Annotated in this window: 26 protein-coding genes; 4 read left to right on the top strand and 22 right to left on the bottom strand. The window is 60.0% G+C overall.

The annotated features are described in order from the left end of the window. Positions 1 to 9: 9 nt before the first annotated feature. From BM225_RS10685 to BM225_RS10670, 4 genes are all read right to left on the bottom strand, one after another. On the bottom strand, positions 10 to 393 hold the full coding sequence (locus tag BM225_RS10685; RefSeq protein WP_072706648.1) for an NADH:ubiquinone oxidoreductase subunit NDUFA12: 384 nt from the start codon (positions 391 to 393) through the stop codon (positions 10 to 12). A gap of 59 nt (positions 394 to 452) precedes the next feature. After that, entirely contained in the window at positions 453 to 809 is a 357-nt protein-coding gene (locus BM225_RS10680; RefSeq protein WP_092464355.1) for a RidA family protein, read from the bottom strand. 100 nt (positions 810 to 909) lie between these two features. After that, the gene (gene clpX, locus BM225_RS10675; RefSeq protein WP_072706650.1) at positions 910 to 2,181 is read right to left on the bottom strand and encodes an ATP-dependent Clp protease ATP-binding subunit ClpX; all 1,272 of its coding nucleotides are present in this window, start codon (positions 2,179 to 2,181) and stop codon (positions 910 to 912) included. A 141-nt stretch (positions 2,182 to 2,322) separates the two neighbouring features. Next, on the bottom strand, positions 2,323 to 2,952 hold the full coding sequence (locus tag BM225_RS10670; RefSeq protein ID WP_072706651.1) for an ATP-dependent Clp protease proteolytic subunit: 630 nt from the start codon (positions 2,950 to 2,952) through the stop codon (positions 2,323 to 2,325). A gap of 196 nt (positions 2,953 to 3,148) precedes the next feature. On the opposite strand from BM225_RS10670, the gene BM225_RS10665 reads away from it, so the two are divergent. Beyond that, a complete protein-coding gene (locus tag BM225_RS10665; RefSeq protein ID WP_072706652.1) occupies positions 3,149 to 4,366 on the top strand; it encodes an FAD-binding domain-containing protein in 1,218 nt (405 codons plus the stop codon). Positions 4,367 to 4,375: 9 nt separating this feature from the next. On the opposite strand, the gene hemA is transcribed toward BM225_RS10665, so the two are convergent. The 12 genes from hemA to BM225_RS10605 form a co-directional block, all read right to left on the bottom strand. Next, positions 4,376 to 5,602, bottom strand: coding sequence for a 5-aminolevulinate synthase (gene hemA, locus BM225_RS10660; protein ID WP_072706653.1), 1,227 nt, complete (start codon positions 5,600 to 5,602; stop codon positions 4,376 to 4,378). Between the two features lie 58 nt (positions 5,603 to 5,660). Further along, positions 5,661 to 6,917: an NAD(P)/FAD-dependent oxidoreductase gene (locus BM225_RS10655; RefSeq protein WP_072706654.1), complete on the bottom strand. Its 1,257-nt coding sequence runs from the start codon at positions 6,915 to 6,917 to the stop codon at positions 5,661 to 5,663. Between the two features lie 43 nt (positions 6,918 to 6,960). Then, on the bottom strand, positions 6,961 to 7,686 hold the full coding sequence (locus BM225_RS10650) for a c-type cytochrome (protein WP_072706655.1): 726 nt from the start codon (positions 7,684 to 7,686) through the stop codon (positions 6,961 to 6,963). A 3-nt stretch (positions 7,687 to 7,689) separates the two neighbouring features. Beyond that, a complete protein-coding gene (locus tag BM225_RS10645; RefSeq protein WP_072706656.1) occupies positions 7,690 to 8,862 on the bottom strand; it encodes a c-type cytochrome in 1,173 nt (390 codons plus the stop codon). Beyond that, positions 8,846 to 10,111, bottom strand: a complete 1,266-nt coding sequence (gene soxC, locus BM225_RS10640; RefSeq protein ID WP_072706657.1) for a sulfite dehydrogenase — start codon at positions 10,109 to 10,111, stop codon at positions 8,846 to 8,848. Before soxC ends, BM225_RS10645 begins: the two co-directional genes overlap by 17 nt. Positions 10,112 to 10,192: 81 nt before the next feature. Further along, positions 10,193 to 11,890 carry a thiosulfohydrolase SoxB gene (gene soxB, locus BM225_RS10635; protein ID WP_072706658.1) on the bottom strand — a complete coding sequence of 566 codons (1,698 nt, stop codon included), beginning with the start codon at positions 11,888 to 11,890 and terminating at the stop codon, positions 10,193 to 10,195. Between the two features lie 102 nt (positions 11,891 to 11,992). Further along, positions 11,993 to 12,859 (bottom strand): sulfur oxidation c-type cytochrome SoxA, encoded by an 867-nt coding sequence (soxA, locus tag BM225_RS10630; RefSeq protein WP_083595689.1) that lies wholly within the window; start codon positions 12,857 to 12,859, stop codon positions 11,993 to 11,995. A gap of 68 nt (positions 12,860 to 12,927) precedes the next feature. After that, positions 12,928 to 13,257 carry a thiosulfate oxidation carrier complex protein SoxZ gene (gene soxZ, locus BM225_RS10625; protein WP_072706659.1) on the bottom strand — a complete coding sequence of 110 codons (330 nt, stop codon included), beginning with the start codon at positions 13,255 to 13,257 and terminating at the stop codon, positions 12,928 to 12,930. Between the two features lie 48 nt (positions 13,258 to 13,305). Beyond that, on the bottom strand, positions 13,306 to 13,722 hold the full coding sequence (soxY, locus tag BM225_RS10620) for a thiosulfate oxidation carrier protein SoxY (RefSeq protein ID WP_072706660.1): 417 nt from the start codon (positions 13,720 to 13,722) through the stop codon (positions 13,306 to 13,308). Positions 13,723 to 13,747: 25 nt separating this feature from the next. Then, complete coding sequence (gene soxX / locus BM225_RS10615) at positions 13,748 to 14,227, bottom strand: sulfur oxidation c-type cytochrome SoxX (RefSeq protein ID WP_072706661.1); 480 nt, start codon at positions 14,225 to 14,227, stop codon at positions 13,748 to 13,750. Positions 14,228 to 14,367: 140 nt separating this feature from the next. Further along, entirely contained in the window at positions 14,368 to 14,922 is a 555-nt protein-coding gene (locus tag BM225_RS10610; protein WP_092464354.1) for a thioredoxin family protein, read from the bottom strand. A 58-nt stretch (positions 14,923 to 14,980) separates the two neighbouring features. Beyond that, positions 14,981 to 15,718 carry a cytochrome c biogenesis CcdA family protein gene (locus BM225_RS10605; RefSeq protein WP_092464352.1) on the bottom strand — a complete coding sequence of 246 codons (738 nt, stop codon included), beginning with the start codon at positions 15,716 to 15,718 and terminating at the stop codon, positions 14,981 to 14,983. 69 nt (positions 15,719 to 15,787) lie between these two features. Between BM225_RS10605 and BM225_RS10600 the strand changes: the two genes are divergently transcribed. The 3 genes from BM225_RS10600 to BM225_RS10590 are packed head-to-tail and all read left to right on the top strand — an operon-like array spanning position 15,788 to position 17,654. Next, positions 15,788 to 16,180, top strand: a complete 393-nt coding sequence (locus BM225_RS10600; RefSeq protein WP_072706664.1) for a thioredoxin domain-containing protein — start codon at positions 15,788 to 15,790, stop codon at positions 16,178 to 16,180. A gap of 25 nt (positions 16,181 to 16,205) precedes the next feature. Then, positions 16,206 to 16,541, top strand: a complete 336-nt coding sequence (locus tag BM225_RS10595; RefSeq protein ID WP_072706665.1) for an ArsR/SmtB family transcription factor — start codon at positions 16,206 to 16,208, stop codon at positions 16,539 to 16,541. Positions 16,542 to 16,601: 60 nt separating this feature from the next. Beyond that, positions 16,602 to 17,654 (top strand): YeeE/YedE family protein, encoded by a 1,053-nt coding sequence (locus tag BM225_RS10590; protein WP_072706666.1) that lies wholly within the window; start codon positions 16,602 to 16,604, stop codon positions 17,652 to 17,654. A gap of 2 nt (positions 17,655 to 17,656) precedes the next feature. Here the strand turns inward: BM225_RS10590 and BM225_RS10585 are convergent, their stop codons facing one another. From BM225_RS10585 to BM225_RS10560, 6 genes are all read right to left on the bottom strand, one after another. After that, positions 17,657 to 18,133: an RrF2 family transcriptional regulator gene (locus BM225_RS10585; RefSeq protein WP_072706667.1), complete on the bottom strand. Its 477-nt coding sequence runs from the start codon at positions 18,131 to 18,133 to the stop codon at positions 17,657 to 17,659. 68 nt (positions 18,134 to 18,201) lie between these two features. After that, the gene (cueR, locus tag BM225_RS10580; protein WP_072706668.1) at positions 18,202 to 18,594 is read right to left on the bottom strand and encodes a Cu(I)-responsive transcriptional regulator; all 393 of its coding nucleotides are present in this window, start codon (positions 18,592 to 18,594) and stop codon (positions 18,202 to 18,204) included. Then, positions 18,591 to 21,005, bottom strand: a complete 2,415-nt coding sequence (locus BM225_RS10575) for a heavy metal translocating P-type ATPase (RefSeq protein ID WP_072706669.1) — start codon at positions 21,003 to 21,005, stop codon at positions 18,591 to 18,593. Before BM225_RS10575 ends, cueR begins: the two co-directional genes overlap by 4 nt. Positions 21,006 to 21,078: 73 nt before the next feature. Further along, a complete protein-coding gene (locus BM225_RS10570; protein WP_092464350.1) occupies positions 21,079 to 21,837 on the bottom strand; it encodes a LamB/YcsF family protein in 759 nt (252 codons plus the stop codon). Beyond that, complete coding sequence (locus tag BM225_RS10565; RefSeq protein ID WP_072706671.1) at positions 21,834 to 22,847, bottom strand: 5-oxoprolinase subunit C family protein; 1,014 nt, start codon at positions 22,845 to 22,847, stop codon at positions 21,834 to 21,836. The genes BM225_RS10570 and BM225_RS10565 overlap by 4 nt, the downstream gene beginning before the upstream one ends. Continuing rightward, on the bottom strand, positions 22,844 to 23,563 hold the full coding sequence (locus tag BM225_RS10560) for a 5-oxoprolinase subunit B family protein (RefSeq protein WP_072706672.1): 720 nt from the start codon (positions 23,561 to 23,563) through the stop codon (positions 22,844 to 22,846). The genes BM225_RS10565 and BM225_RS10560 overlap by 4 nt, the downstream gene beginning before the upstream one ends. Between the last annotated feature and the right edge of the window lie 6 nt (positions 23,564 to 23,569).

Below are 23,569 nucleotides of genomic sequence, written 5' to 3'. Positions count from 1 at the left end.
GATGATGCCTTACTCGGGCTGCCAGGCTTCGTAGTCCTGACGAGGCGCGGGCTCAGGGCGACGGATCGACCCTGCGGGCGCGTAGGCCAGCGGCGTACCGGTCAGGTTTTCCTGGTGCGGCTTTTCCCACTCTTTGTGGGCCAGCGGACGATCGGTCGGCGGCTCATCATAGGTGTAGTGCAGCCAACCATGCCAGTCGGGGCTGACGCGGCTTGCTTCGGCTTCGCCGTTAAAGATCACCCAGCGGCGCTTGCCGCCTTCGGTTTGGTAAAAGACGTTGCCCTGCTCGTCCTCGCCCACTTTTTGCCCGTGACGGTTGGTCCAGAGCATGGTGTTCAAGGTCGCGCCGTTCCACCAGGTCACAGCTTTCAGCAGCGTGTTCAGAATACCCATAGGTGCCTCCGATCTAATTACCTTCCGTATGGCCGATTGGCCTCGAAAGGTCCAGTCCCTTAGCCGTGAGCGAGGGCGGTAACTTCGATTTCGATGCGGTATTTGTCGTCGATCAGGCGGCATTCCACCATGGTCGCAGCAGGCGGGTTTTCCCCAAAGGTTTCCGCGAGGATCGGCCAGCAAGCTTCGAATTCCGCGCGGTCCGGCAGGTAGTAGTTCACGCGCACCACATCCGCAAAAGAACTGCCCGCTTTTTCAAGGGCGCCGCCAATGACCTCGAGTGCGGATTTGCACTGTTCTTCGACCGTATCGCCCTGCCCCACGGTGCCTGCCACATGGACGAAACCGCCCGCAACGACTGCACGGCAGTAGCCGATCTTTTCCTCGAACACACCGCCGGATTTGATGCGCTTCATCTGTCTTCAACCTTTTCGGGAAATGCGGCCACACTGGGCCGGACAAGAAAAATGCCCGCCCCGTCGGGGCAGGCATTGGAATGTCAATTAGCCTCGGGCCTCAGCCCGCGCTGGCGCCGCCCTTCTTGGCGGTTTCGGCGTAGATCATCAGCGGCTTCGCATCCGAAGAGTTCACAGCCTCTTCGTTGACGACAACCTCTTCGACTTCGCTCATGCCGGGCAGGTCGAACATGGTATCCAGCAGGATGTCTTCCATGATCGAGCGCAGACCACGTGCGCCGGTCTTGCGGGCAATCGCCTTGCGCGCAATCGCGAGCAGCGCGTCGTCGGTGAAGGTCAGCTTGGTGTCCTCCAGTTCGAACAGACGCTGGTACTGCTTGACCAGAGCGTTCTTGGGCATGGTCAGAATGGTGACCAGAGCGTCCTCGTCCAGATCCTCAAGCGTAGCGATTACCGGAAGACGGCCAACGAATTCGGGGATCAGGCCAAACTTCAGCAGGTCCTCAGGCTCGAGCTCAGCCAGCAATTCGCCGACCCCTTTGGAGGTTTCGTCCCGCACATCCGCACCAAAGCCCATTGCGCTGCCTTTGCCGCGCTGCGCAATGATCTTGTCGATACCCGCAAAGGCGCCGCCGCAGATGAACAGGATGTTCGTGGTGTCCACCTGCAGGAACTCCTGCTGGGGATGCTTGCGGCCACCCTGAGGCGGAACCGAAGCCACGGTGCCTTCCATCAGTTTCAGCAGAGCCTGCTGAACGCCCTCGCCCGACACGTCACGAGTGATCGAGGGGTTTTCCGACTTGCGGGTGATCTTGTCGACCTCGTCGATATACACGATGCCGCGCTGCGCGCGCTCGACGTTGTATTCCGATGCCTGCAAGAGCTTCAGGATGATGTTTTCCACATCCTCGCCCACATAACCGGCTTCGGTCAGTGTGGTCGCATCGGCCATGGTAAACGGCACATCCAGAATACGCGCCAAGGTCTGGGCCAGCAGCGTTTTACCGCAACCGGTCGGACCCAAAAGCAGGATGTTGGATTTGGACAGTTCAATCTCGGAACTACCCTGTGCGTGGTTCAGACGCTTGTAGTGGTTATGGACAGCCACCGACAAAACACGCTTGGCGCGGGCTTGACCGATCACATAGTCATCCAGAACTTCGCAAATCTCTTTGGGGGTCGGGACGCCGTCGTGCGACTTGAGCCCGCCGCCCTTCGTTTCTTCGCGGATGATGTCCATGCACAGCTCGACGCATTCATCGCAGATGAACACGGTCGGGCCGGCGATCAGCTTGCGCACCTCGTGCTGGCTCTTTCCGCAGAAAGAACAGTAGAGGGTATTTTTGCTGTCGCCGTTGCTATTGTTCGACATATCTCACCTTCTCGGCATTGTAGGTCTGTGCGGCCGATGCCGACAAAACCCCTTGGTCTTGAGCAATGCTAGGGCAGCACGCCCACCGCCACAATGTCAAATGTGCCACAGCGCGGTAATCTGTGGCACAAAACTGTTATGTTACGCCTCGTCTTCAGGCTTTGTGCGGTTTTCCACGATTTCGTCGATCAGACCCCATTCTTTGGCGTCCTCGGCCGACATGAAGTTGTCACGCTCCAGCGCGGCTTCGACTGTTTCGTAGTCGTTACCGGTGTGTTTTACGTAAATTTCGTTGAGGCGACGCTTCAGTTTCTCGGTCTCGCGAGCGTGGATCATAATGTCCGTCGCCTGACCCTGATAGCCACCAGAGGGCTGGTGCACCATGACGCGGCTGTTCGGCAGCGAGAAACGCATGCCCTTTTCGCCAGCAGTCAGCAGGAGCGAGCCCATCGACGCGGCCTGACCGATCACGAGGGTCGAGACCTTGGGTTTGATGTACTGCATGGTGTCGTAGATCGACAGACCCGAGGTCACAACGCCGCCGGGGCTGTTGATGTACATGCTGATCTCTTTCGAGGGGTTTTCCGCCTCGAGATGCAGCAGCTGCGCGACGATCAGGCTCGACATACCGTCATGGACGGGGCCCGACAGGAAGATGATGCGTTCCTTCAGAAGGCGCGAATAGATGTCGTATGCACGTTCCCCGCGGCTGGTCTGCTCGACCACCATAGGGACCAGGGTGTTCATGTAAGTATCAATAGGATCGTGCATTCTCTGCCTCTGCCTGCTGTCTTTCGGACACTAAAATTCAAATTAGCTCCCTGAGTCTTAGTCTCGCACCAGACCCCCTGCAAGGGGCGTGCCCTTTTTTAAACGTCTCATTTGCTCAGATATTGATCAAAACCTGTTGCGCCCTAGCCTTCGGGATAACTTTCTAAGCAATGCCCATCCCCAAGAGGCTAGGCCCATGACCGACTTTTCCCCAACACGCACAGCAGCGCTAGAACGCCTGAGCGCGTTTTTACCCAAAGCTGGCAGCACTTATGCCAAGCGCCGGAACTACGACCTTGGTCCCGACCGCCACACAGAGGGCGTGTCAACACTGTCGCCCTATCTGAGGCATCGGCTGATCACCGAAGCCGAAGTTCTAGAGGCCGTGCTGGCCCGCCACAGCTTGAAGTCAGCGGAAAAATTTGTCCAAGAAGTTTACTGGCGCACCTATTGGAAGGGCTGGCTCGAGATGCGGCCTGGCGTCTGGACCGCCTATCGCGCTGACCTGCAGCGTCAGTTGGACCGACTGAAATCCGAGGGTGGACTGCGCCGGATGTGGCAGGACGCCTGCGAAGGGGAAACAGGCATTGAACCGTTCGATTTCTGGGCCAAAGAGTTGGCGCAGACCGGCTATTTGCACAACCACGCACGGATGTGGTTCGCCTCGATCTGGGTATTCACCTTGGGGCTGCCGTGGTCGCTGGGGGCCGATTTCTTTATGCGGCATTTGCTGGATGGGGACCCTGCGTCGAACACTCTGTCGTGGCGCTGGGTGTCGGGACTGCAAACCAAGGGCAAGACCTACATGGCCGCGTCATCGAACATTTCCAAATACACAGAGGGACGGTTCGGCGGCATACACGGATTGGCGCAAGCACCGCGCATCCCAGAGGCACCTGCAGACCCCGAACGCATGCCAATCCCGCTGACCCAGCCAGTGTCCAAAGATCTGCCGACCGCCCTTCTGGTGCATTCCGATGACCTTGCCCTTGGGGATGTACTGAAGTCAGCGCCGCAGGTACTAGGAACGGGCGTGCTGACCGATGTCAGCAACCGAAGCCCGCTGGCCATCGCGCCCCATGTCCAAGAGTTCGCAACTGCCGCAATCAACGACGCCCTGAACCGCTGGTCTGATCGTCTGGCAGAGCAAACCTTCCTGTCGCCTGATGCCGTGGCCGATTGGGCCAAAGGTTTAGGCGCACAGCAGATTGTCACGCCATATGCCCCTGTCGGACCTGTCGCGGATGATCTAGCACGGATCGAAACGGCATTGCGCAGCAAGGGCATCACGCTGGCACGGGTGCGCAAGGACTACGACAGTGCTGCTTGGCCCCACGCCACTCACGGCTTTTTCCGGTTCAAAGAAAAAATCCCCGCACTGCTCGGGGCAATGCGGGGCATTGAGACGGTCTAGGACAGCGCGTTACTGCGCTGCCATCGGCTGACGGGCCAGTTCGCACTGGTGCCATAGATCTTCGAGAGCGGTGACCAGACGCTCCATATCCTCGGCGCTGTGCACGGGGCTTGGGGTGATACGCAGCCGCTCGGTCCCTTTGGGAACCGTGGGGTAGTTGATCGGCTGGATGTAGACGCCATGCTCGTTTAGCAGCTTGTCCGAGATAAACTTGCACTTCACCGGATCGCCAACCATCACCGGAATGATGTGGCTGGGGTTCGGGATGTGCGGGATGCCGATCTGGTCCAGTTGGGCCCGCAGTTCCGCCACACGGGCCCGCTGCAACATCCGCTCCGCACTACTGTCCTTTAGGTGCCGGATCGAGGCCGCCGCCCCCGCCGCGACCGCTGGCGGCAAAGCGGTGGTAAAAATAAAGCCGCTCGCAAAGCTGCGGACGAAATCGACCATCTGGGCCGAGCCGGTGATGTAGCCGCCCACAACGCCAAAGGCTTTGCCCAAGGTGCCCTGAATAATATCAACGCGGTCCATCACGCCATCGCGCTCGGCCACGCCGCCACCGCGCGGACCGTACATGCCAACAGCGTGTACTTCGTCCAAGTAGGTCAGCGCGCCAAACTCTTCGGCCAGATCGCAAATCTCTGCGATCGGGGCGATGTCGCCGTCCATTGAGTAGACGGACTCGAAGGCGATGATCTTGGGCTGATCTTTGGGCAGTGTCTCAAGGTGCGCACGCAAGTCATTCAGATCATTGTGCTTCCAGATCACGCGCTGCGCGCGGGAATGGCGCATGCCTTCAATCATGGAGGCGTGGTTCAACGCGTCCGACAGGATCACACAGTTCGGAATTTTTGCAGCCAGAGTACCCAAGGCAGCCCAGTTCGAGACATAGCCGCTGGTGAACAGAAGCGCCGCCTCTTTGCCGTGCAGATCAGCGAGTTCACCTTCCAGAAGCACGTGATCATGGGTTGTCCCAGAGATGTTGCGCGTGCCGCCCGCGCCCGCGCCGGAGCGGTCCAGCGCGTCATGCATGGCAGTCAGGACTTTGGGGTGCTGCCCCATGCCCAGATAATCGTTCGAGCACCAGATCGTGACGGGGCGCTCTTTGCCCGCAGCATCACGATGGGTCGCATGGGGGAAATCACCTGTCCGGCGTTCCAGATCGGCAAAGTGGCGATAGTTGCCCTGCTCTCGCAGATCGGACAGTGCGCCGTCGAAAAACTGGTTGTAGTCCATAAGTCTTTTGGTCCTTTGGGGGCGGTGCACGCATGCGCCGCCCTTTGTCTTTCCGGCGTTAGCCAAACATATCTGCTGTGATGCCCGCATACCAACCAACGGACTCTTCGTAGGTGGTTTTACGAAGATCGGCATCTTCACCCGTTTGGGATATGAACCCATCCACTTTAGCAATTTTCTCGTCCGTCGCCTCGTAAGTCGCACCCACTTTGACGCCATCGTCGGTGTCGATGAGCGACCAGCAGGTGTTCGAGAATTTGGCGGGGAAGACCTTGGAGCCGGTCAGCGCACCGCGCACAGCCATCGCCGCCACCTTGGCCTGAGAGTTCGCCGAGAAGCCCGACTTGGGCATATCGCCCTGCGAGCACGCATCACCAAGGACGTGGATATTCTCGTCGATCTTGCTCTGCATGGTGTGGCCGCTCACGGGGGCCCAGTTGCCGTCGGTCACGCCTGCCATCTCGCAGATCTTGCCGGCTTTCATGGCGGGGATCACGTTGCAAACGTCCGCTTTGATCACTTCGCCATCCACGTTCACGGTCATCTCGTCGGGGTTCACCTCGACATTCGCGCCGCCGAAATCGGGACCGATGCGTTCAACCATGCCAGTGTAGTGCTTGCCCCAACCCTCTTCGAACAGCGCCTGTTTCGAGAATTTCTCTTTGGGATCGACGATGATGATCTTGGCCTTGGGATTATTGGCCTTGAGCGTGTGTGCGACCATGCTGACCCGTTCATAGGGACCAGGGGGGCAGCGGTAGGGGTTCGGCGGGGCAACCATGACGAATGTCCCGCCTTCAGGCATCGCGTTGATCTGCGCGCGTAGCAGTTCGGTCTGGCTGCCACCTTTGTAGGCGTGAGGCATCGCATTCTGGGCCATGGTCGACCAACCCGGCACCGCGCCATCTACGAAATCAATGCCGGGGCTCAGGACCAGACGGTCATAGGGGACAGAGCCACCACCGGCCAGCGCAACACTCTTGGCGTCACGGTCGATACCGATAGCCCAATCATGGACGACGTTCACACCGCCTGCGGCCAGATTGCCGTAGGAATGCCCAAGGCTGTCCATCTCGCGGAAGCCGCCCAAATAGAGGTTCGAGAAGAAACAGGTGTAATACTGGCGTGTGGGTTCGATCAGCGTCACGTCGATCTCGCCCTTGCTGTCTTTAGCGACATATCGCGCGACTGTGGCCCCGCCTGCGCCGCCCCCGATCACGACAACCCGCGGCTTGGTATTGGCGCGCAGTGCTGGCGCCCCAAGCGTCGCGGTTGCCGCGCCTGCAGCAATGAACGAACGTCTGTTCAGTTTCATAGTTCTTCCTCCCTAGATGTGCGGCCCGAGTGGTGTTGTGTTCTTAGTCTCCGAGGTCCGCGAAATACGCAGCCAAGGCCGCGATCTCTTCGTCCGACAGCCGCCCTGCCATCATCTGCATGACGGGATGGGGCCGGATCTTTTTCTTGTAGGCATGCATGGCGACAACGAAATCTTCGGTCGGCCAGCCCGTGATCGACGGGATGCCTTGGTCACTGCCATTTCTCTGGTGGCATGTGCTGCATTCACTTGAGAGATATTCTCCGTAAGCGGGGTCCCCGACGATAGCCAGCACTTCGGGCGGGAGCTCTACCTCTTTGGACAGGGCCGTTGGTTGGGCTTCGGGAATATCCTGCGGGCTATCCGAGAACTGGCGGAGATAGGCTAGAACATCGTGGCGGTCCTGCTCCTCTTTCAGGCCGCGGAAGTTCATGCGCGTATCGCTGACCAGCGCTTTGGGATTGTCGAGATAAGCATCAAGGCGCTCGTAATCCCAGACCAGCCCGTTCTTGCCCTCGCGCACGAGACCGTCGGAATAGCGGAAATCTGCGATCGTGCCTGCCGTGCGGCCAAAGATGCCGTTCAGCTGGGGGCCGACCTTGTTCTTGGCCCCTGCCCCAACAACATGGCAGCTGGCGCATTTGCGGAACACTTTCTCGCCATTGGCCGCGTTCCCGAGGGGCGCTGCGATCTCTTCGGCTTGGGCTTGATGCACAAAGGCAGCGGCGATGACCGCCGCTGCCTTTAGATATGTCGCAATCCGCGTCATGGATCACTGACCAAAGGTCTTGAGGTACTCAATGACAGCCGCCACGTCGTCCTCTTTCTTGAGACCCGCAAAGGACATCTTGGTGCCTTTGATCTCTGCCTTGGGCTTCGCGATAAAGGCTGCCAGACGCTCTGGCGTCCATTCTCCGCCGTAGTCAACCATCGCGCCCGAGTACTTGAACCCGTCCGCCGAAGCGACCGAACGGCCAACGATGCCGTTCAACTGCGGGCCAGAGCCATTCTTGGCGCCATCACCAACCTTGTGGCAGGCTTTGCACTTTTTGAAGACCTTCTCGCCCTTGTCGGCCAGCGCCTGATCAATCGCCATCGCAGGCGTGGCTGCCGGAGCCTCTTCCGCGGGGGCCGGATCAGCGGCAGCGACCTGAACAGGCTCTTCTTCGGTGGCGGCGAGTGCCTCTTCGGTCACCTCTTCGTCGGGGGTAACGTCCAGCACAGTGGCGCGCTTGGTGATCTCGACGGTGTCCTTGCAGTTTTCCATGCAGGGCTCGGCGCGCCAGATCGCGTATTCACTCTCTTCGCGGTCATCGATGATGAAGCCGTCCGCATTGGGCAGCACGATCTCGGTGAAGTTCTCGTTCGACAGTACGAAGTCATCCTCGACCAGATAGTTGGAATAGAGGATGTACGCGACGATGCCGTAAACCTCGTCCGGGGTCAGGCTCTGTGCGTTACCAAAGGGCATGGAGCGGTTCACATAGTCCCATGCGGTCGACAGGTGAGGCCAGTAGCTGCCAACGGTTTTGAGCGGGTCTTCGTCCGCTAGGGAACCATCCCCGCCAGCCAGTTTGGGCCAATTGCCCCGACCTTCGGCAAAGTCACCGTGGCAGACCGCGCAGTTCTCGATGAACACCTCTTCCCCAGTGAAGACATCGCCAGAGCCGACCGGGAGGCCAGTGCCATCCGGGCTGACATCCAGATCCCACGCGGCGATTTCTTCTTCCAGCGCGGGGCGGCCCAAGCCAAAGGGCGCGTCCGCATAAGCTGCAGCAGCCTGAGCGCGGGCAATCAACGCGAAATCGGGATCACTATCGGCCGCCATGCGATCATAGCTTTCGGCGTGTTCGGGGATCAGGCGATCCGCGAAATTCAGCGCCACAGTCAGCATCAGAACGGTGCCGACCGCCGAGCCTGCATAAAGTTTAAGAGACTTCGACATTTTCTGCCTCCCCGTTCGATTTCACATGCCATGTCTGGATGCAGTTGTTGTGGTAGACCGAGTTCAGGCCACGCACTTCGCGCAGCTGCGCTTTGGTGGGCTGCACGTAACCGGTTTCGTCCATCGCTCGGGATTGCAACAGCATTTCGCTGCCGTCCCAGTTGATGTCCAGATAGAAGCGGGAGAGCGCCTTGTCGCCAGCCTCGGACGCCAGACGCGCCTGCTGCCATGTCTTGCCACCATCGGTGGATACGTCCACGCGCTTGATCTTGCCGTGGCCGGACCATGCCAGACCGGTGATGACCAGAGGGCCGGGACCGTGGGTGATTGGCGACTGGGGGCTGGGGCTCGTGACGACCGACTTGGCGTCCATGACCCAAGTCCACTTGCGGCTGGTGCCGTCCGCCAGCGTGTCGGTGTATTTGCTGGTTTCCTCACGGCTTTCAACGGCTTGGGTGGTGACCTCAATGCGGCGCAGCCACTTGACCCACATGTTGCCTTCCCAACCGGGAACGACCAAACGCACGGGATAGCCATGCTCTTTGCGCAGTGCCTCGCCGTTGGCTTTGAAAGCGACCAGAACGTCGTCCAGCGCCTTGTCCATTGGGATCGAGCGGCCGTTCGACGAGGCATCCGCGCCCTCGACATAGACCCACTTGCCCTCGGTCTGGATGCCAGCCTCGTTCAGCAGGGTCCGCAGGGGTACGCCGGTGTATTCCATGTTGTGGATCATACCGTGGGTGAACTGCGCGCCATTCAACTGCGCGCCCGCCCATTCCATGCCGGTGTTCGCCGCGCATTCGCAGAAGTACACGTGCTGCTCGCGGGGGAAGCGTTCCAGATCCGCGTAGGTAAAGACCAGCGGACGGTCGACCAGACCGTTGATCATCAGGCGGTAGTCATCCTTGGACAGCTCGATCGCGCCCGAGTGGTGGCGTTCAAACGCGCAGCCCTGCGGGGTGATCGTGCCGTCCAGCGCGTGGATGGGCGTGAAGTTGATCGAGCTGATCGGGTCCGCGGTCAGCCACGGCACGTTACGGCGCACCACATCGGTTTCGAACCGAATGGGCATGCCATAGGGGGTGGCGTCCACGCCCTCGCCCAAGCCTTGGGCCCATTCCTGTACTTCGGTGATCAGCGGATCGGGGGTCTGAGCACGGGCGCCAGTGGCGGCCCCTGCCCCGATGGCAGCCGCACCGGCCAGAAACTGGCGACGCGAAGCCTTGGGTCCCTTGAAGCTGGATGTCATGTCCTTTGCTCCTTTTCTCAGATCGAAAAATTCATCTTCGTGAATTCTTCGGGGTAAAAAAATTTGGTTCCGATGGGCGCCTTACGCGCCCACCACCTGCACGCTGGTGTTGGGCTCGACCACGACGGTGCCCTTGTTGCGGATGTGGGTTTCCACCACGTCCCAGATATCGGGGCCTTCGGTGCCCTCGTTCACGCTTGCCCAACCGGCAACGACGTAGTTCTTTGACGGATCCAGCTTCTCGCCGGTCTTCAGCAAGGTCAGTTCGCTGATGCGGCTGCCTTGGGGTTTGCTGATGTCGATCCGGTAGCCCAGACCACCCATGCGCACCATGTCCCCGCCCTGCTGGTAGTAGGGGTTCGGGTTAAAGATGTTGTCGGCAACATCTTCCATGATGGTATGGATGAACTCGCCGGTCATTTCGGTGCGGTAGGCCTTGGGATACGTCATCGAGGTGACGTTCCACAGATCCTCGCGGGTGATCGCCTGCCCCGGCAGAACCGAAGGACCCCAGCGCACGCCGGGCGACATGGCGATATCCGCATCGCGCTCGGTCAGCAGCGCATCACAGATCAGATCATCCCAAGTGCCGTTGAAGTTACCACGGCGGTACAGCAGGGAGTCTGTGTGGCCAAGGACTTCGGACAGGGTGGACTCATAGGGCGCGCGCTGCTCGTCGATCAGGGCGGCAACCTCGGCGTCCGGTGTGATGACGTCCGAGAAGATCGGGATCAGCTTGTGGCGGAAGCCCATCATGCGGCCGTCGCGGATGTCCAGATCGACGCGGCTGACAAACTTGCCGTTCGAGCCAGAGGCCACGATGATCGTCTCGCCCACCAACACAGGCTCTGGCAGTGCATCGTGGGTGTGACCCGACAGGATCACGTCGATGCCGGTGACAAGACTGGCCATGTGGCGGTCTACGTCAAAGCCGTTGTGCGACAGGACGACAACCACGTCCGCGCCCATGCCGCGCACTTCGTCGACCATCGCCTGCATGTTTTCGTCACGGATGCCGAAGGCATATTCGGGGAACATCCAGCCGGGGTTCGCGATGGGCATATAGGGGAAGGCCTGTCCGATCACGGCCACTTTCGCGCCACCGCGCTCGAAGAATTTGTAGGGTTTGAACAGTTCAGCAGGTTCGTCCCACTCGGCGTCGAAAATGTTCTGCGCCAGCGAGTCAAACGGCAGACCCGAGACCAGTTCGTTCACGCGGTCAGAGCCCAGAGTGAACTCCCAGTGGAATGTCATTGCGTCCGGCTTCAGCGCGTTCATCACGTTGACCATGTCCTGCCCCTGCGTGTGGTAGCAGGTATACGAGCCGTGCCATGTGTCGCCGCCGTCCAGCAGGATCGCATCGGGACGGTCTGCACGGATCGAGTTGATCACAGTCGCGACGCGGTCCAGACCCCCCATTTTGCCATAGGTTTTGCCCAAAGCGGAGAAGTCGTTGTAGGTCAGCGCATAGTGGTTCGGCGAGCCGTCATTGATGCCGTACAGCTTGCGGAAATCCGCACCGGTCACGTGGGGCACTTTGCCGTTCACTTCGCCCACGCCGATGTTCACTTCGGGTTCGCGGAAATAGATGGGCTTGAGCTGTGCGTGAATGTCGGTAACGTGGATCAGCGACACATTCCCGAAGGTATCAAACTGTAGCAGCTGGTCCTGCGTCAGAGCTTGCTGCGCGGCCAAGCGGCTCCAGTTGCCAAAGCCCGACGCTCCGACCAGTGCGGAGGCGGCCATGCTGGCCTGAAGAAAATCGCGGCGGGAAATCATGTGTGACAGGCTCCGGTTTTGAGATCAATTTTGACAAAGGCTCCCTGTCCCGTGCATTGGATGCACGGGCCAAGGAGGATTTTGTGTTGTGTTAGTAGTAGGTTAGTTACGCACCGACGGTCCTTCGACCGACAGACCGTTGCCGCGCGATGCGACATACAGCTCCAGAGCCACGAATTCGGGGCTACCGGGCGAGAAGGTTTCCGCACGGGTGTCACGGACACAGCCTTTGAAGCGCGCGTGAACCGAGTTCAGCTTGGCGTTCTTCAGGCGGTAGGTCGGGAAGCCGTTGATCTGGCCCTGCGACAGGTGGTCTGCGCGGATCAGATTATCGTAGTTGTCTTCGTGACAGGTCGCGCAAGACAGCTCCAACTGGCCGGTGCGGGTGTAATAGAGCTCTTTGCCCTGCTCCCACATCGCCTGAGCGGGACCGTCAATCGCGACGTTCACGGGCAGACCGCGCGACACAGCCGACATAAGAGCAACCATGTTGGTCATATCACCCGACGTGTATCCCAGCGCCTCGGCCCCCATGTTTTCAGTACGGCAGGCGTTGATCTGCATTTCCATGGTGCGGACTTCGCCAGCGTCCTCGTTCCACTTGGGATAGACGGCTTTGACACCGGCCATATCCTCGGGCGCGCCGTGGCAGGATGCGCAGCTCTTACCTTCGGATCCCTCGGCGGTGTCCCACGCCTCGCGGGCGTCGTCGACAAAGATCATACCGGGGTTATCGAAGTCATCGCGCTGCAGATCTTGGGTCTCGTGCGAGCGGAATTCCCAGCCGGACTGGATCGTGTCGATCATGTCCATGTGGGCGGGCGCAGCGGTGCTCGTGACGATTTCAAGATCGCCGTTCACCACCAGCGGTTCGGTCGGATCGGTTGCCTGCGCAGCCGTCGCCAGAGCGAAGGTGCTTGCGGCAAAACCCAACGCGATCATCGCCTTGCTTTTGATTTGCTTGGTCATGGTTTCCTCCCTGAAGCCAGAAAGCGGGGCGACAAAGTTATGCTCTTTGCGCGCCCCGCCCTGTCGCATTAGCCGATCGCTACCGGCTTGGTCTCTTCGTAGACGTCGCCGTCATCGTCGTACCAAGTGAATTTGAAGTCGCCTGCCTCGGGGACGGTCGCTTCGAATTCAAAGTAGGGGTTGGTCGAAATCGCAGGCTCCATCGCCACGTCCACAACCATCTGACCGTTAAACTCGCAGGTAAAACGGTTGATGATCGAGCGCGGGATGACGTTGCCGCTGCTGTCCTTGCGCTGACCGGACTCCATGGGGTGGCTGATCAGAGTCTTGAGGGTGATGGTTTCACCAGCCGAAGCCGACTTGGGAACCTTAACGCGGGGGCGTACACCAGATGCCATTTTAGGTCTCTCCTCAGAAAATCTATGTGTCTCGACAGGTCGCGGGCGTTAGCCGCCACAGCCGCCGATGGTCACTTTGACGGTGGATGCCGCACGGGCGAACGAGCCGTCTTCGAATTTGGCGATCGCGACGACGTCCTGCGTACCGGCAAGGCGGATACGGGTGGTTGCAGACTGCGAACCAGCCAGCGGGCCAAAGTTGAACTGGGCCACGCCGGGAGTCGGGTTGCCGGTCGCCAGAACCATGATGCTGGCTGCGCCGGGCGCATCGACGGTGATCGGAACAGTGTTGCCGTTTTCCGCGATTTCGGGGGCGGTCAGGGTGATGCCCTCGGCCTTCATGTCTGCGCCGCCGGTGAACTCGGCGATTTTGTCATCGGCCGAAGCCGCAACGCGGAAGGGAAGCACGGTCAGAGCTGCCGCACCTAGGCCCAGTGCGATTGTGTCGCGTCGGGTGAATTCCATTTCTCTCTCCTTAAATCCGGGTCGCTTACTGCTCTTTGAGCGTCATCAGGTAAGCGACGACATCCTCGACTTCCTGCGCGGTCAGCAGGGGTGTCAGTGCTTCGGTCGGTGCTTTGCCGGTGTAGGCATTACCGGGGCGGATGTAGCCCTCGTTCTTGTAGAACGCGGGCATGATCGTGCCCTCAAAAGTCTTTTTGGCATTCGCGACAAGGCCGCGCAGCTCTGCTTCGTTCCAGCGGTCGGCAACACCATCAAGGGTCGGGCCAACTTCGCCGTGGAACGGAACGTCCGACATGGCCGAGACAGCGTGACATGCAACGCAGTTGCCCTTGCCGCGGTTCGCCATGATCTTGACGCCGTTTGCCGGGTCGCCGGGCTGACCGGTCAAAGAAGTCGCGACATCGCCATATTCCGAGAACTCGACATCTGCCGGGGCAACGGGTGCCGCCATTGCGATGCCAGCAGTGCAAGCGGCGACTGCCGCGAGTGCAAATGAAAGCTTCATGTTTCCTCCCTGGCTACCATTCTTCCGCTGGTAGGCTCCGTATACTGTAGAACACCGCGCATCTTTTACGCAACAACAAATTCAACTAAGTGAATTTACTGATATGTTGCAGCGCAGCATTTCTGGTCTTGCTGGTTTGTTTACTCAGCCAACTTCCGCTGCAGGTACTTCTGGAACGGCTCTCCAGAGCTATATCCTTCTTCAAGAACCCAGTGCAACATGTTGAAAGTCGTTCCTTTTCCAAAGGCGCCGGGCATCTGTGCGACGGCGGCTTTGGGGGCGGTCGCACCCTCCTCTACCTCCTCAGGAAAGAACATCATTGTAGGGGTAAAGAGAACACCCCACCGTTGGATCATGTCCTTCTCCGAAAGGCTGGTCCCATCGAAATCCGTGACTTCAACGTCCCCGAACATGTTGAGCTGCACAACAAAGAAGTCGTCCTGCAACAGGGATTCGATGTCTGGGTCAACAAAGACTTCCTCGTGCATTTTCTTACAATAAATGCAGCCGCGCTGCTCGATGATTACCATCAGGCGTTTGCCCTCGGTGCTGGCTTCATCCAGATCTTCGCGCAGGTCCTTGAAGGTGTCGTGCATCCAGTCCGCCTTGTGCAGACCATCGTCCCCCATCTCGGCCGCCATAACGGACGTGGACAGGCAAAGCGCCGCCCCTAGGGCGGTTAATCGTTTCAGCATAGTCTTCCTCCCAGATAACAAGCCGCCCCTTCTCGGGCCGCAGCACAGAGTGTTCGCCTCACCCCAAGGATGTGAAAGACGGGAACCATTCGATCATCGCCGCCGCGATCAAGTTCACCGCATTTGTCGCAATCAAAATGGCAAAGATGATCAGCATCACGCCCATCACCTTTTCCACGTAGCCCAGATATTTCCGGTTGCGCTGTGCCCAAGCCAGAAACGGTCCGGCAAACAGAGCGGCGACAATAAAGGGCGCGGTCATCCCGATCCCGTAGACAAACAGCAGCGCGCCGCCCTGCCACACATCGCCCATGCCGCTCGCCACCATCAGGATCGACGCCAGCGCAGGGCCGACACAGGGCGTCCACCCAAAGCCAAAGGCCAATCCCATGACATAAGCCCCGCCTATGGACGCCGGATTGGCGGAGCTTTCGACCCGCGCTTCGCGGTACAGAAGGCCGATGCGCAGAACACCAAGGAAGTGCAAACCAAAGACAAACAGGATCGCTGCGGCCACGTAACTCAGAGGCTGCTTCCACTGGGCAAAGGCCTGCCCCACCGCCGTCGCGCCCATCCCGAGCAGGACGAAAATCGTCGTGACCCCTAACGCAAAGGCGATCGCAGACCGGATCAGACGGGCGCGGGCCCCCGCTGCAATCACGCCATCGCCGCGCAGTTCCGCAACCGACAGACCAGCCATATAACTGAGGTAAAACGGGACCATAGGCAGGATGCACGGCGTGAAAAACGACAGCAGACCCGCCAGCAATGCCCCCATGTAGGTGACATCCAACATGCAATATTCCTTGATTTATTCAAATATTTGATTACATGCTTGCCTGAAGCTGTCAATTGGATTGATCGCATGCCGCATCTATTTGCAAAAACCCTCTTTGCTGGCGCTCTCGCGCTTGCTCCCTTGACCGCCAGCGCGGCCGAGCTGGTGATGGTCGAGCAAGTGGGCTGCGCCTACTGCGAGATGTGGCACAAGCAGATCGGCCCAATCTACCCGAAAACATCTGTCTCTGCCGTGGCCCCCTTGCGATCTGTGCAATTGACCGAGATTGACGATGCAGGGTTCGATATTGCCCGACCCGTCGTCTTTACTCCGACTTTTCTGCTAGTTGACGACGGTCAGGAACTGGCAAGACTAGAAGGATACGCAGGCGAAGATTTCTTTTGGCCCTTGGTCGAGAAAATGGTCGCCGAACACGCCGGTTCTCCCCTCTCAGACACCGCTTCCGGCAGCGGTTCGTGATGTAAGTTAGTGATAGGCCCTTCCTATGTCTCTTCCTGCCATAAAAGACGATCTCACCGATTTTGAAATGGACCGCATGCTCGAGCGTGCGACCAGCGCCGCGAACTTCCTCAAGGCGATCAGCCACGAGGGTCGCCTAATGATCCTGTGCCATCTCGTGGATGGCGAAAAGTCTGTTACCGAACTCGAAGAACTGCTGTCTGCCCGTCAGGCTGCTGTGTCCCAGCAGCTGTCGCGTCTGCGTCTCGAAGGGCTGGTCGTGCCCCGCCGTGACGGCAAGACGATCTATTACAGTTTGGCAGATGACCGCCCCCGTCGTATCCTAGAGCGTGTTTACGAAGTATTCTGCGATAGCGAGTGAACCTGACGACACGCTAAACTGCCGGCGCGTCCGGCCGTCATTGGACTTGGGAGGGTTCCGATGATCGATGGGATTTCCGACGCGGTTTTGGTCGCGTTGATTGGTGCATTCGGAGGCCTGCTTCTGGGCCTCGCGGCGCGGTTGGGCCGCTTTTGCACACTTGGGGCAATCGAAGATTACTTTTACGGTGGCAGCGACATCCGCTTGCGCATGTGGGGCGTGGCCATCGGAGTCGCCTGCATGGGCGTGTTTGGCGCCAATGCGGCAGGGCTGTTTAACCCCACCACCTCCTACTATCTCGACACACGCTGGCTGCCATGGGCGTCGATCATTGGGGGCGGCGTCTTTGGCTACGGAATGGCGCTGGCAGGCAACTGCGGCTATGGCGCGCTGGCCCGGTTGGGCGGTGGCGACTTGCGGTCGTTTGTCATCGTTGTGGTGGTCGGCATGGCCGCCTATGCGACACTCTATGGCCCCCTCGCTTTTGTCTTTGCCAAGCTTTTCCCCCGTATTCCCACCGACACACCACAGGGCATCGCGCATGGTCTGTCATACCTGCTACCTGTCGCCCCTGCCGTCATCGGCATGGTGATCGGCGTAGCCATTCTGATCTTTGCCATCTGGCCTGCACGCATGCGCGCGGATCCAAAGGCGATCATTTGGGGCGCTGTCGTCGGTCTTGCTATTCTGTCGGGTTGGCTTGGCACGGGCTATATCGCGCAGTACGGATTCGAGGTCGTCCCCGTCGTCTCGCATAACTTCTCTGCCCCCGTAGGCGAAGCGATGCTTTACGCGATGATCGGCGCCAATCACGCGCCGTCGTTCGCCGTGGGCTCGGTCATCGGGGTATGGAGCGGCGCACTCATTGGCAGCTTTATGCTGGGGCACTTCCGGTGGGAAGCCTGCGAAGACCCACGCGAATTGCGCCGTCAAATCATCGGCGCGATTATGATGGGTGTGGGTGCGGTGCTGGCCATGGGCTGCACGGTGGGCCAAGGACTCTCGTCGATGGCGCTCCTCAGCTATTCAGCTCCGGTAACTATTGTGTCGATCTTTGGCGGCGCTGCTCTGGGCCTGCGCCACCTGATCGAAGGCTTCGCTCCTGCCGAGTAACCTCAGGCAGGCTGCACCTTCTTGGCCGAGTCGCCAGAGCAGAGGGGGGTCATCGCCAGCATTGTCTCAAGCGCGTGGTTGTCACAAATCAGGGTATCAAGCGTGATCGTTTCCATGTGCGAGTAGAACGCATCCAGCGCCGCAGCGATCGCCTCTTTCAACCGGCAAGCGTCCGTCAGCGGGCATGTGTTGTCCACATCGGCAAAGCATTCGGCAACAGGCACATCCGCTTCGAGCAGGCGAAAGACTTCGCCAATCGAAATCTGACCGGGCGCACGGGCCAGCGTCAGACCGCCCCCACGACCGCGTGTGGTTTCCAGAAAACCAAGCTGCGCCAGCTGGTTTACGATCTGACCCAAGTGGTTCTCGGACGAATTGCACGCCTCTGCGATATCATGCTTGGTGACACGGCGATCCATGTTCACGGCACAAAACATGAGCGCCCGAATGGCGATATTGGTGCGCTTGGTTATTCTCACAGAAAGTCCCTCCGTCCGAAATCTGCAATGACGCTATCACGTCAAAAGACGGAGGGACTTGATGTAGATCAGATGTGTGTTTTCGCGAGGTCTTCCAAAATTGGGCAGTCCGGCCGGTTGTCCCCTGCACAGCAATGGACGAGCCGCGCAAGAGTATCGCGCATTTCGGCCAGCTCGCGCAGCTTGGCTTCGATCTGCTCCAAATGGCTCTGGGCAATAGCCCGCACATCTGCACTGCTGCGCCCATTATCCCCCCAAAGGGCGAGCAGGTTGCGGCAATCCTCGATCGAAAAGCCCAAGTGACGTGCCCGCCCGACGAAGGCGAGCTTATGCAAATCGTTCTCCGAGAATTTGCGATATCCGTTCTCCCCGCGTGCTGGGGTGATCAGGCCGATGTCTTCGTAATAGCGGATCGTTTTGGCGGGCAGCTTCGTGCGTTCGGAAACATCCTTGATATTCATACGCTTGCCCCCTGCCCCAAGGTCACGCGGTTCAGCCGCAACGCATTCCCCAGAACAAAGACGCTGGACAGCGCCATGGCCCCGCCCGCCAGCATAGGCGACAGCGTCAGCCCCAGCGCGGGGTATAAAACACCCGCCGCCACAGGGATCAGCGCAATGTTATAGCCAAAGGCCCAGACCAAGTTCTGGCGGATGTTTTGCAGGGTCGCACGGCTCAGGCCAATTGCCTTGGGCACCGCCAAGGGATCGCCAGACATCAACACCACATCTGCAGCTTCGACCGCCACATCTGTGCCTGTGCCAATAGCAATACCGACATCAGCGCTGGCCAGAGCGGGCGCATCGTTGATCCCGTCACCAACAAAGGCAATTTTCCCGAACTCCTGCTTCAACTGCTCCACGGTGTCGCGTTTACCTTCGGGGCGCACGCCCGCAATCACACGGGTGATTCCCAACCGCTGCGCCACATATTCCGCCGTCGCCTGAGCGTCACCGGTGACCATCACGGGTTCCAGCCCTTCGGCGCGAAGGTTCTGCACCGCCTCGGCAGCACTGTCCTTGATCCGATCCGCCACGGCGATGGCCGCGATGACCACACTATCTCGTGAAACCCAAACGACCGTTTCTCCCCGCGCAGTGCGGGCCTTGGCCTGAGATTGCAGCGCACCAGCGACCGAGCCGCCCACCCAAGCCAACGTGCCCACACGGATCGTCTGACCAGAAACCCGCGCCTCGACGCCAGATCCTGTTTCAGACAGGAAGCCCTCGGCCTCTGGGACCGTCTCTGCGCCGCGCAGAATTGCGTGGGCAATCGGATGCTCTGACTTGGCCTCCAAGGCTGCGGCAAGCGACAAAGCCTCTGCCTCTGTCACCCCATCAGATGGCAGAACGGCGGCAAGTTCCGGGCGGCCTTCGGTCAGAGTGCCGGTTTTGTCAAAGACCACAGCTTTGACCGATTGTAGCTCTTGCAGCGCGTCGCCCTTGCGAAAGAGCACACCCAACTTGGCCGCGCGGCCCATGCCGACCATAATCGAGGTCGGCGTTGCCAGTCCCATCGCACAGGGGCATGCCACGATCAGAACGGCCACTGCTGCAATCAGTGCACGGGCCAGATCCGGCCCAACCACCAGCCAAACAAGGAAGGTCAGCGCAGCAATTCCCAAAACAGCAGGAACGAACCACATGGTCACGCGGTCAATCAACGCCTGAACAGGCAGCCGCGCGCCCTGAGCAGTTTCAACCATGCGGATGATCTGGGCCAAGGCGGTTTTGCTGCCGACCGCATCCGCACGGACGCGCAACGCGCCAGTGGTGTTCAACGTGCCAGCCGACACCGCGTCCCCCTGGGCTTTGGCAACAGGGACAGGCTCACCAGTCAGCATCGACTCGTCCACATGGCTCTGACCGGACAACACAGTGCCATCGACCGCCATACGCTCGCCCGGGCGCAGTTGCAGGATATCTCCACTCTCGATTTCCGCGAGCGGGCGCTCTGCGGTCGTTCCGTCAGCCTGCTCGACCCGCGCAGTTTTCGGGCTCAGGTCCATAAGCGCGCGGATGGCCGCACCTGTGCGCCCCTTGGCACGCGCTTCCATCCAGCGCCCCAAAAGGATCAGAGTACAGATCACCGCTGCGGCCTCGAAGTAAACCCCATGGCCCGCCACGCTCATGGCAGAGGGCACCAGCGTCACAACGGTCGAGTACCCCCACGCCGCCAGAGTGCCGAGCGCGACAAGCGCATTCATGTCAGGCGCACCTCGGAACAGCGCCGGAAGACCCAACTGAAAGAACCCTCTTCCAGGCCACGCCAGAACCAACGTTGTGAGGACCAGCTGGAGCAGCATATCCCCCCGTGCCCCAATCGTGCCGTCGATCAACGCGCCAAATCCGGGCACCCAATGGCGCCCCATTGCCAGCACAAAGACAGGCACTGTCAGGGCAGCCGATAGAATGAACTTCTGCCGATACTGCACTGATTTATCGACACCTTCTGCCGTCTCATCTGTCCGTAACCGCGCACCATAGCCCGCTTGCTTCACGGCGGCGATCAGGTCCGCAGCAGACACGCCCGAATAGACTTTGGCACGAAGACGGTCCTCGGCCAGATTGACCTTGGGCTCGACCACGCCCTCTACATTCGCCAGCGCTTTTTCCACGCGCAAGACGCAAGAAGCACAGCTGAGCCCCTCTAGGTCCAGCACGATCTCTTCGGTCGCCATGGGGTAGCCCGCCTTGGCCAAGCGCGCTTGGAGCGCCGATGGGTCAAAGGCTGGCCCCGTATCAATCTCGAGCGTGTGGGTCGCGAAATTGGTGTTGGCCTCCAGAACGCCAGCAACCTCGGACGCGGCGGCAGCAGAGCGCCGCGCACAGCCTGCGCAATTCAATCCTGACAATTTGTACTGACGATGCATGACAAGGATTCCTTTCTCTTGCCCTGCATATAGGGCTTCCAGTTACTGGAAGCTCAACCCTTCAGATCAGAAATTATTCAGGTGCGGCGATCTGCACCCCCGCTTGCTCCAAGCGCGCACGCACCGCACGCGCCATTTGGATCGCCCCTTGGGTGTCGCCGTGCAGGCAAATCGTATCAACGGGCACATCCACCCGCGCGCCAGATTGCGCAATGACAGAGCGCTCTTGGACCATTTCCAGCACCCGCTCTGCAGCCTGATCGGGGTGATGCAGCACAGCGCCCGGTTGGCCCCGCGGCACAAGCGTCGCATCGTCTTGATACGCGCGGTCGGCAAAAATCTCGGCGCTGAAGGTCGCGCCCAACTGCTCTGCCGCGCGCTGCTGCTGGGTTCCGGCGATCACGAAAAGCCGCAAGTCGGGCGACACAGCTAATGCTGCGCGATAGCACACCAGCGCCATCTCCAGATCCCACGCGCACATGTTTGCCAGCGCCCCGTGCAGCTTCAGATGGGCCACCGGCACGCCTGCCGCTGCCGCTATCCCCATGAACGCGCCAAGCTGGTACTGCACCAGTGCAGTTAACTCGGCCTCGGTGAGTTTCAGATCGCGGCGCCCAAACCCCTGCAAATCCTGAAATCCGGGATGCGCCCCGACAGCGACGCCCGCCGCCTTGGCCTGCGCGATGGTCTGGGCCATCACCACAGGATCGCCCGCGTGAAAACCACATGCCACGTTGGCGCTGCTGATCACCTGCAGTAGCGCAGCGTCATCCCCCATGGTCCAAGGTCCAAAGCTTTCGCCCATATCCGCATTCAGATCGATGGTGGTCATTCCCAGCCCTCCGGATCAGTGGCCGACACGACGCCGGACACCAAGGTATAAGACAGTAGATCATGGATCATCTCTGGCGCACGCACGACGGGGGCAACCCGCCCGCGCAATGCCTTGGCAAAGTCCGCCTGCGCCACACGCGCCGCCAGAGCCTGCTCCAACGTCACAAACTTGAACGGGATCTGCGCGCCAACCGCCAACTGCGCGAACGCAGGCAGATCAGCGCTGATGACGGTCGCAATGCGGGAGTAGCCGCCGGTTGTCTGCGCCTCACGCATCAGGACATAGGGCGTGCCGTCCCCCGTGATCTGAATATCACCAAGGCTGACAATCTCGGACGTCACGCTCAGCCCGTGATCTGACTGGACGCCCTGCCCGTCAAACGACAAGGCGGCCCCCATCCGGCTCGCCCGAGCGGTTTTCACAAACACGGTTCGCTCCAGCCAAGCGCGCCCTTCCTCCCCGAACCAGCCGCTCTGGACAGACGGGATCACACGCACCTCGGTCGCAGTCGTCCGCCAGTTCGGCAAACCAAGTCCAGCCTCGGCAGGTGTAGGGTCCAATTCCAGCACATCCCCGCCAGTCATCGGTGCGCCAATTCCCGCTTGGATATGCGTGCTTTTGGCCCCGAACCGCTCTGGAACCTGCCATGTCCCTGCGACCGCCAGATAGCCATAGGCCCCTTCGGTCGCGGCCCCAATCTCCAGCTCAGCACCAGCCGGCCAAGCATGGGTTTGCCCCCACGCCAAAGACTCACCGTCCAATTGAGCTTTCATCCGCGCGCCGGTCAGGGCGATGATCAGATCTCCGTCAGCCGTGTAGCGTCCGCCCATCTGTCCCATCTCAATCGCACAGCCATCAAAACCAGCCCCGAGCAAGGCACGGGCCTCGGCCAAAGCCATGGGGTCCATCGCCCCACCCGCCGACAAACCAAACGCCGACAGCCCGTTGCGCCCTCTGTCCTGCAAAGTGACTGAGGGTCCGGCGGACAGAACCTTGATCCGGGTCATAGCCGGTCCTCCAGCACCCCCCCGCCAGCGGCGAGATGATCGGCAAAAGCTTCTGGCCCCACAGGATCAAAGCGCAGGACGTCCCCTGCGCTCAGATACGGCCCCGCCCCATCAGGATCAAATCCACGCCATGCGGCCTGCCCGATCTGCCGCCAGCCAGTTCCCGAAGGTACGGCAAAAAGCACGATTTGCCGGATTGCTGCCGTAATCGCCCCAACCGGCACTTTCGGCGTCAAACCACTCTGCCGTGGCACATTCCAATGGGCAGGCAACTCTCCAAGATACGGCATTCCAGGCGCAAACCCCAAAGCCAGCACCCGAAGCGGTGTAGCGGCCAATTCATCGACCAAGTCCCCAGAAGACCGACCCGCCAGCCCCGCAAACTCCTCCAACTGCGGCGCAAAATCCGCATCAAAGCAACTCGGCAACCGCCAAGCCCGCGCGACCGGAGCCTCCACCTTAGACCAATCCTCTTGCCCCAACACATCGCGCAATGCCGCCTCGGCCCGCCCATGGGACAACACCACCGGATCAAAGCGCATAAACGTCGATTTCAGCGTCGATCCGACCTCGGTCACCCCATCCAGCCCCAACGCAGAAACAGCATCACGGCACGCAATCGCCGCCGCATTCGCCTGCATCGACAGGGCCGGCGCAAATTCCACCAGCAAGCCATCTTCGCCAAGGGGATAAAGAACAGGGTCAATCTTCGTCATGGCGCG

The sequence above is a fragment of the Donghicola eburneus genome, assembly GCF_900115865.1.
GTDB classification, from domain to species: domain Bacteria; phylum Pseudomonadota; class Alphaproteobacteria; order Rhodobacterales; family Rhodobacteraceae; genus Donghicola; species Donghicola eburneus.
Note: the sequence above shows the minus strand (reverse complement) of the source record. Positions and strands in the feature narration are given on the sequence as shown.

What these genes read in the sequence shown, in the direction of transcription:
- soxA (WP_083595689.1), bottom strand. Translation starts at nt 12,859, where the DNA reads ATGACCAAGCAAATCAAAAGCAAGGCGATGATCGCGTTGGGTTTTGCC.
- BM225_RS10610 (WP_092464354.1), bottom strand. Translation starts at nt 14,922, where the DNA reads ATGCTGAAACGATTAACCGCCCTAGGGGCGGCGCTTTGCCTGTCCACG.
- BM225_RS10560 (WP_072706672.1), bottom strand. Translation starts at nt 23,563, where the DNA reads ATGACGAAGATTGACCCTGTTCTTTATCCCCTTGGCGAAGATGGCTTG.
- clpX (WP_072706650.1), bottom strand. Translation starts at nt 2,181, where the DNA reads ATGTCGAACAATAGCAACGGCGACAGCAAAAATACCCTCTACTGTTCT.
- BM225_RS10575 (WP_072706669.1), bottom strand. Translation starts at nt 21,005, where the DNA reads ATGCATCGTCAGTACAAATTGTCAGGATTGAATTGCGCAGGCTGTGCG.
- BM225_RS10680 (WP_092464355.1), bottom strand. Translation starts at nt 809, where the DNA reads ATGAAGCGCATCAAATCCGGCGGTGTGTTCGAGGAAAAGATCGGCTAC.
- BM225_RS10650 (WP_072706655.1), bottom strand. Translation starts at nt 7,686, where the DNA reads ATGACGCGGATTGCGACATATCTAAAGGCAGCGGCGGTCATCGCCGCT.
- BM225_RS10570 (WP_092464350.1), bottom strand. Translation starts at nt 21,837, where the DNA reads ATGACCACCATCGATCTGAATGCGGATATGGGCGAAAGCTTTGGACCT.
- BM225_RS10685 (WP_072706648.1), bottom strand. Translation starts at nt 393, where the DNA reads ATGGGTATTCTGAACACGCTGCTGAAAGCTGTGACCTGGTGGAACGGC.
- soxY (WP_072706660.1), bottom strand. Translation starts at nt 13,722, where the DNA reads ATGGAATTCACCCGACGCGACACAATCGCACTGGGCCTAGGTGCGGCA.
- soxX (WP_072706661.1), bottom strand. Translation starts at nt 14,227, where the DNA reads ATGAAGCTTTCATTTGCACTCGCGGCAGTCGCCGCTTGCACTGCTGGC.
- BM225_RS10655 (WP_072706654.1), bottom strand. Translation starts at nt 6,917, where the DNA reads ATGAAACTGAACAGACGTTCGTTCATTGCTGCAGGCGCGGCAACCGCG.
- BM225_RS10590 (WP_072706666.1), top strand. Translation starts at nt 16,602, where the DNA reads ATGATCGATGGGATTTCCGACGCGGTTTTGGTCGCGTTGATTGGTGCA.
- cueR (WP_072706668.1), bottom strand. Translation starts at nt 18,594, where the DNA reads ATGAATATCAAGGATGTTTCCGAACGCACGAAGCTGCCCGCCAAAACG.
- BM225_RS10595 (WP_072706665.1), top strand. Translation starts at nt 16,206, where the DNA reads ATGTCTCTTCCTGCCATAAAAGACGATCTCACCGATTTTGAAATGGAC.
- hemA (WP_072706653.1), bottom strand. Translation starts at nt 5,602, where the DNA reads ATGGACTACAACCAGTTTTTCGACGGCGCACTGTCCGATCTGCGAGAG.
- BM225_RS10565 (WP_072706671.1), bottom strand. Translation starts at nt 22,847, where the DNA reads ATGACCCGGATCAAGGTTCTGTCCGCCGGACCCTCAGTCACTTTGCAG.
- BM225_RS10665 (WP_072706652.1), top strand. Translation starts at nt 3,149, where the DNA reads ATGACCGACTTTTCCCCAACACGCACAGCAGCGCTAGAACGCCTGAGC.
- soxB (WP_072706658.1), bottom strand. Translation starts at nt 11,890, where the DNA reads ATGATTTCCCGCCGCGATTTTCTTCAGGCCAGCATGGCCGCCTCCGCA.
- BM225_RS10605 (WP_092464352.1), bottom strand. Translation starts at nt 15,718, where the DNA reads ATGTTGGATGTCACCTACATGGGGGCATTGCTGGCGGGTCTGCTGTCG.
- BM225_RS10670 (WP_072706651.1), bottom strand. Translation starts at nt 2,952, where the DNA reads ATGCACGATCCTATTGATACTTACATGAACACCCTGGTCCCTATGGTG.
- BM225_RS10600 (WP_072706664.1), top strand. Translation starts at nt 15,788, where the DNA reads ATGCCGCATCTATTTGCAAAAACCCTCTTTGCTGGCGCTCTCGCGCTT.
- BM225_RS10645 (WP_072706656.1), bottom strand. Translation starts at nt 8,862, where the DNA reads ATGTCGAAGTCTCTTAAACTTTATGCAGGCTCGGCGGTCGGCACCGTT.
- soxZ (WP_072706659.1), bottom strand. Translation starts at nt 13,257, where the DNA reads ATGGCATCTGGTGTACGCCCCCGCGTTAAGGTTCCCAAGTCGGCTTCG.
- soxC (WP_072706657.1), bottom strand. Translation starts at nt 10,111, where the DNA reads ATGACATCCAGCTTCAAGGGACCCAAGGCTTCGCGTCGCCAGTTTCTG.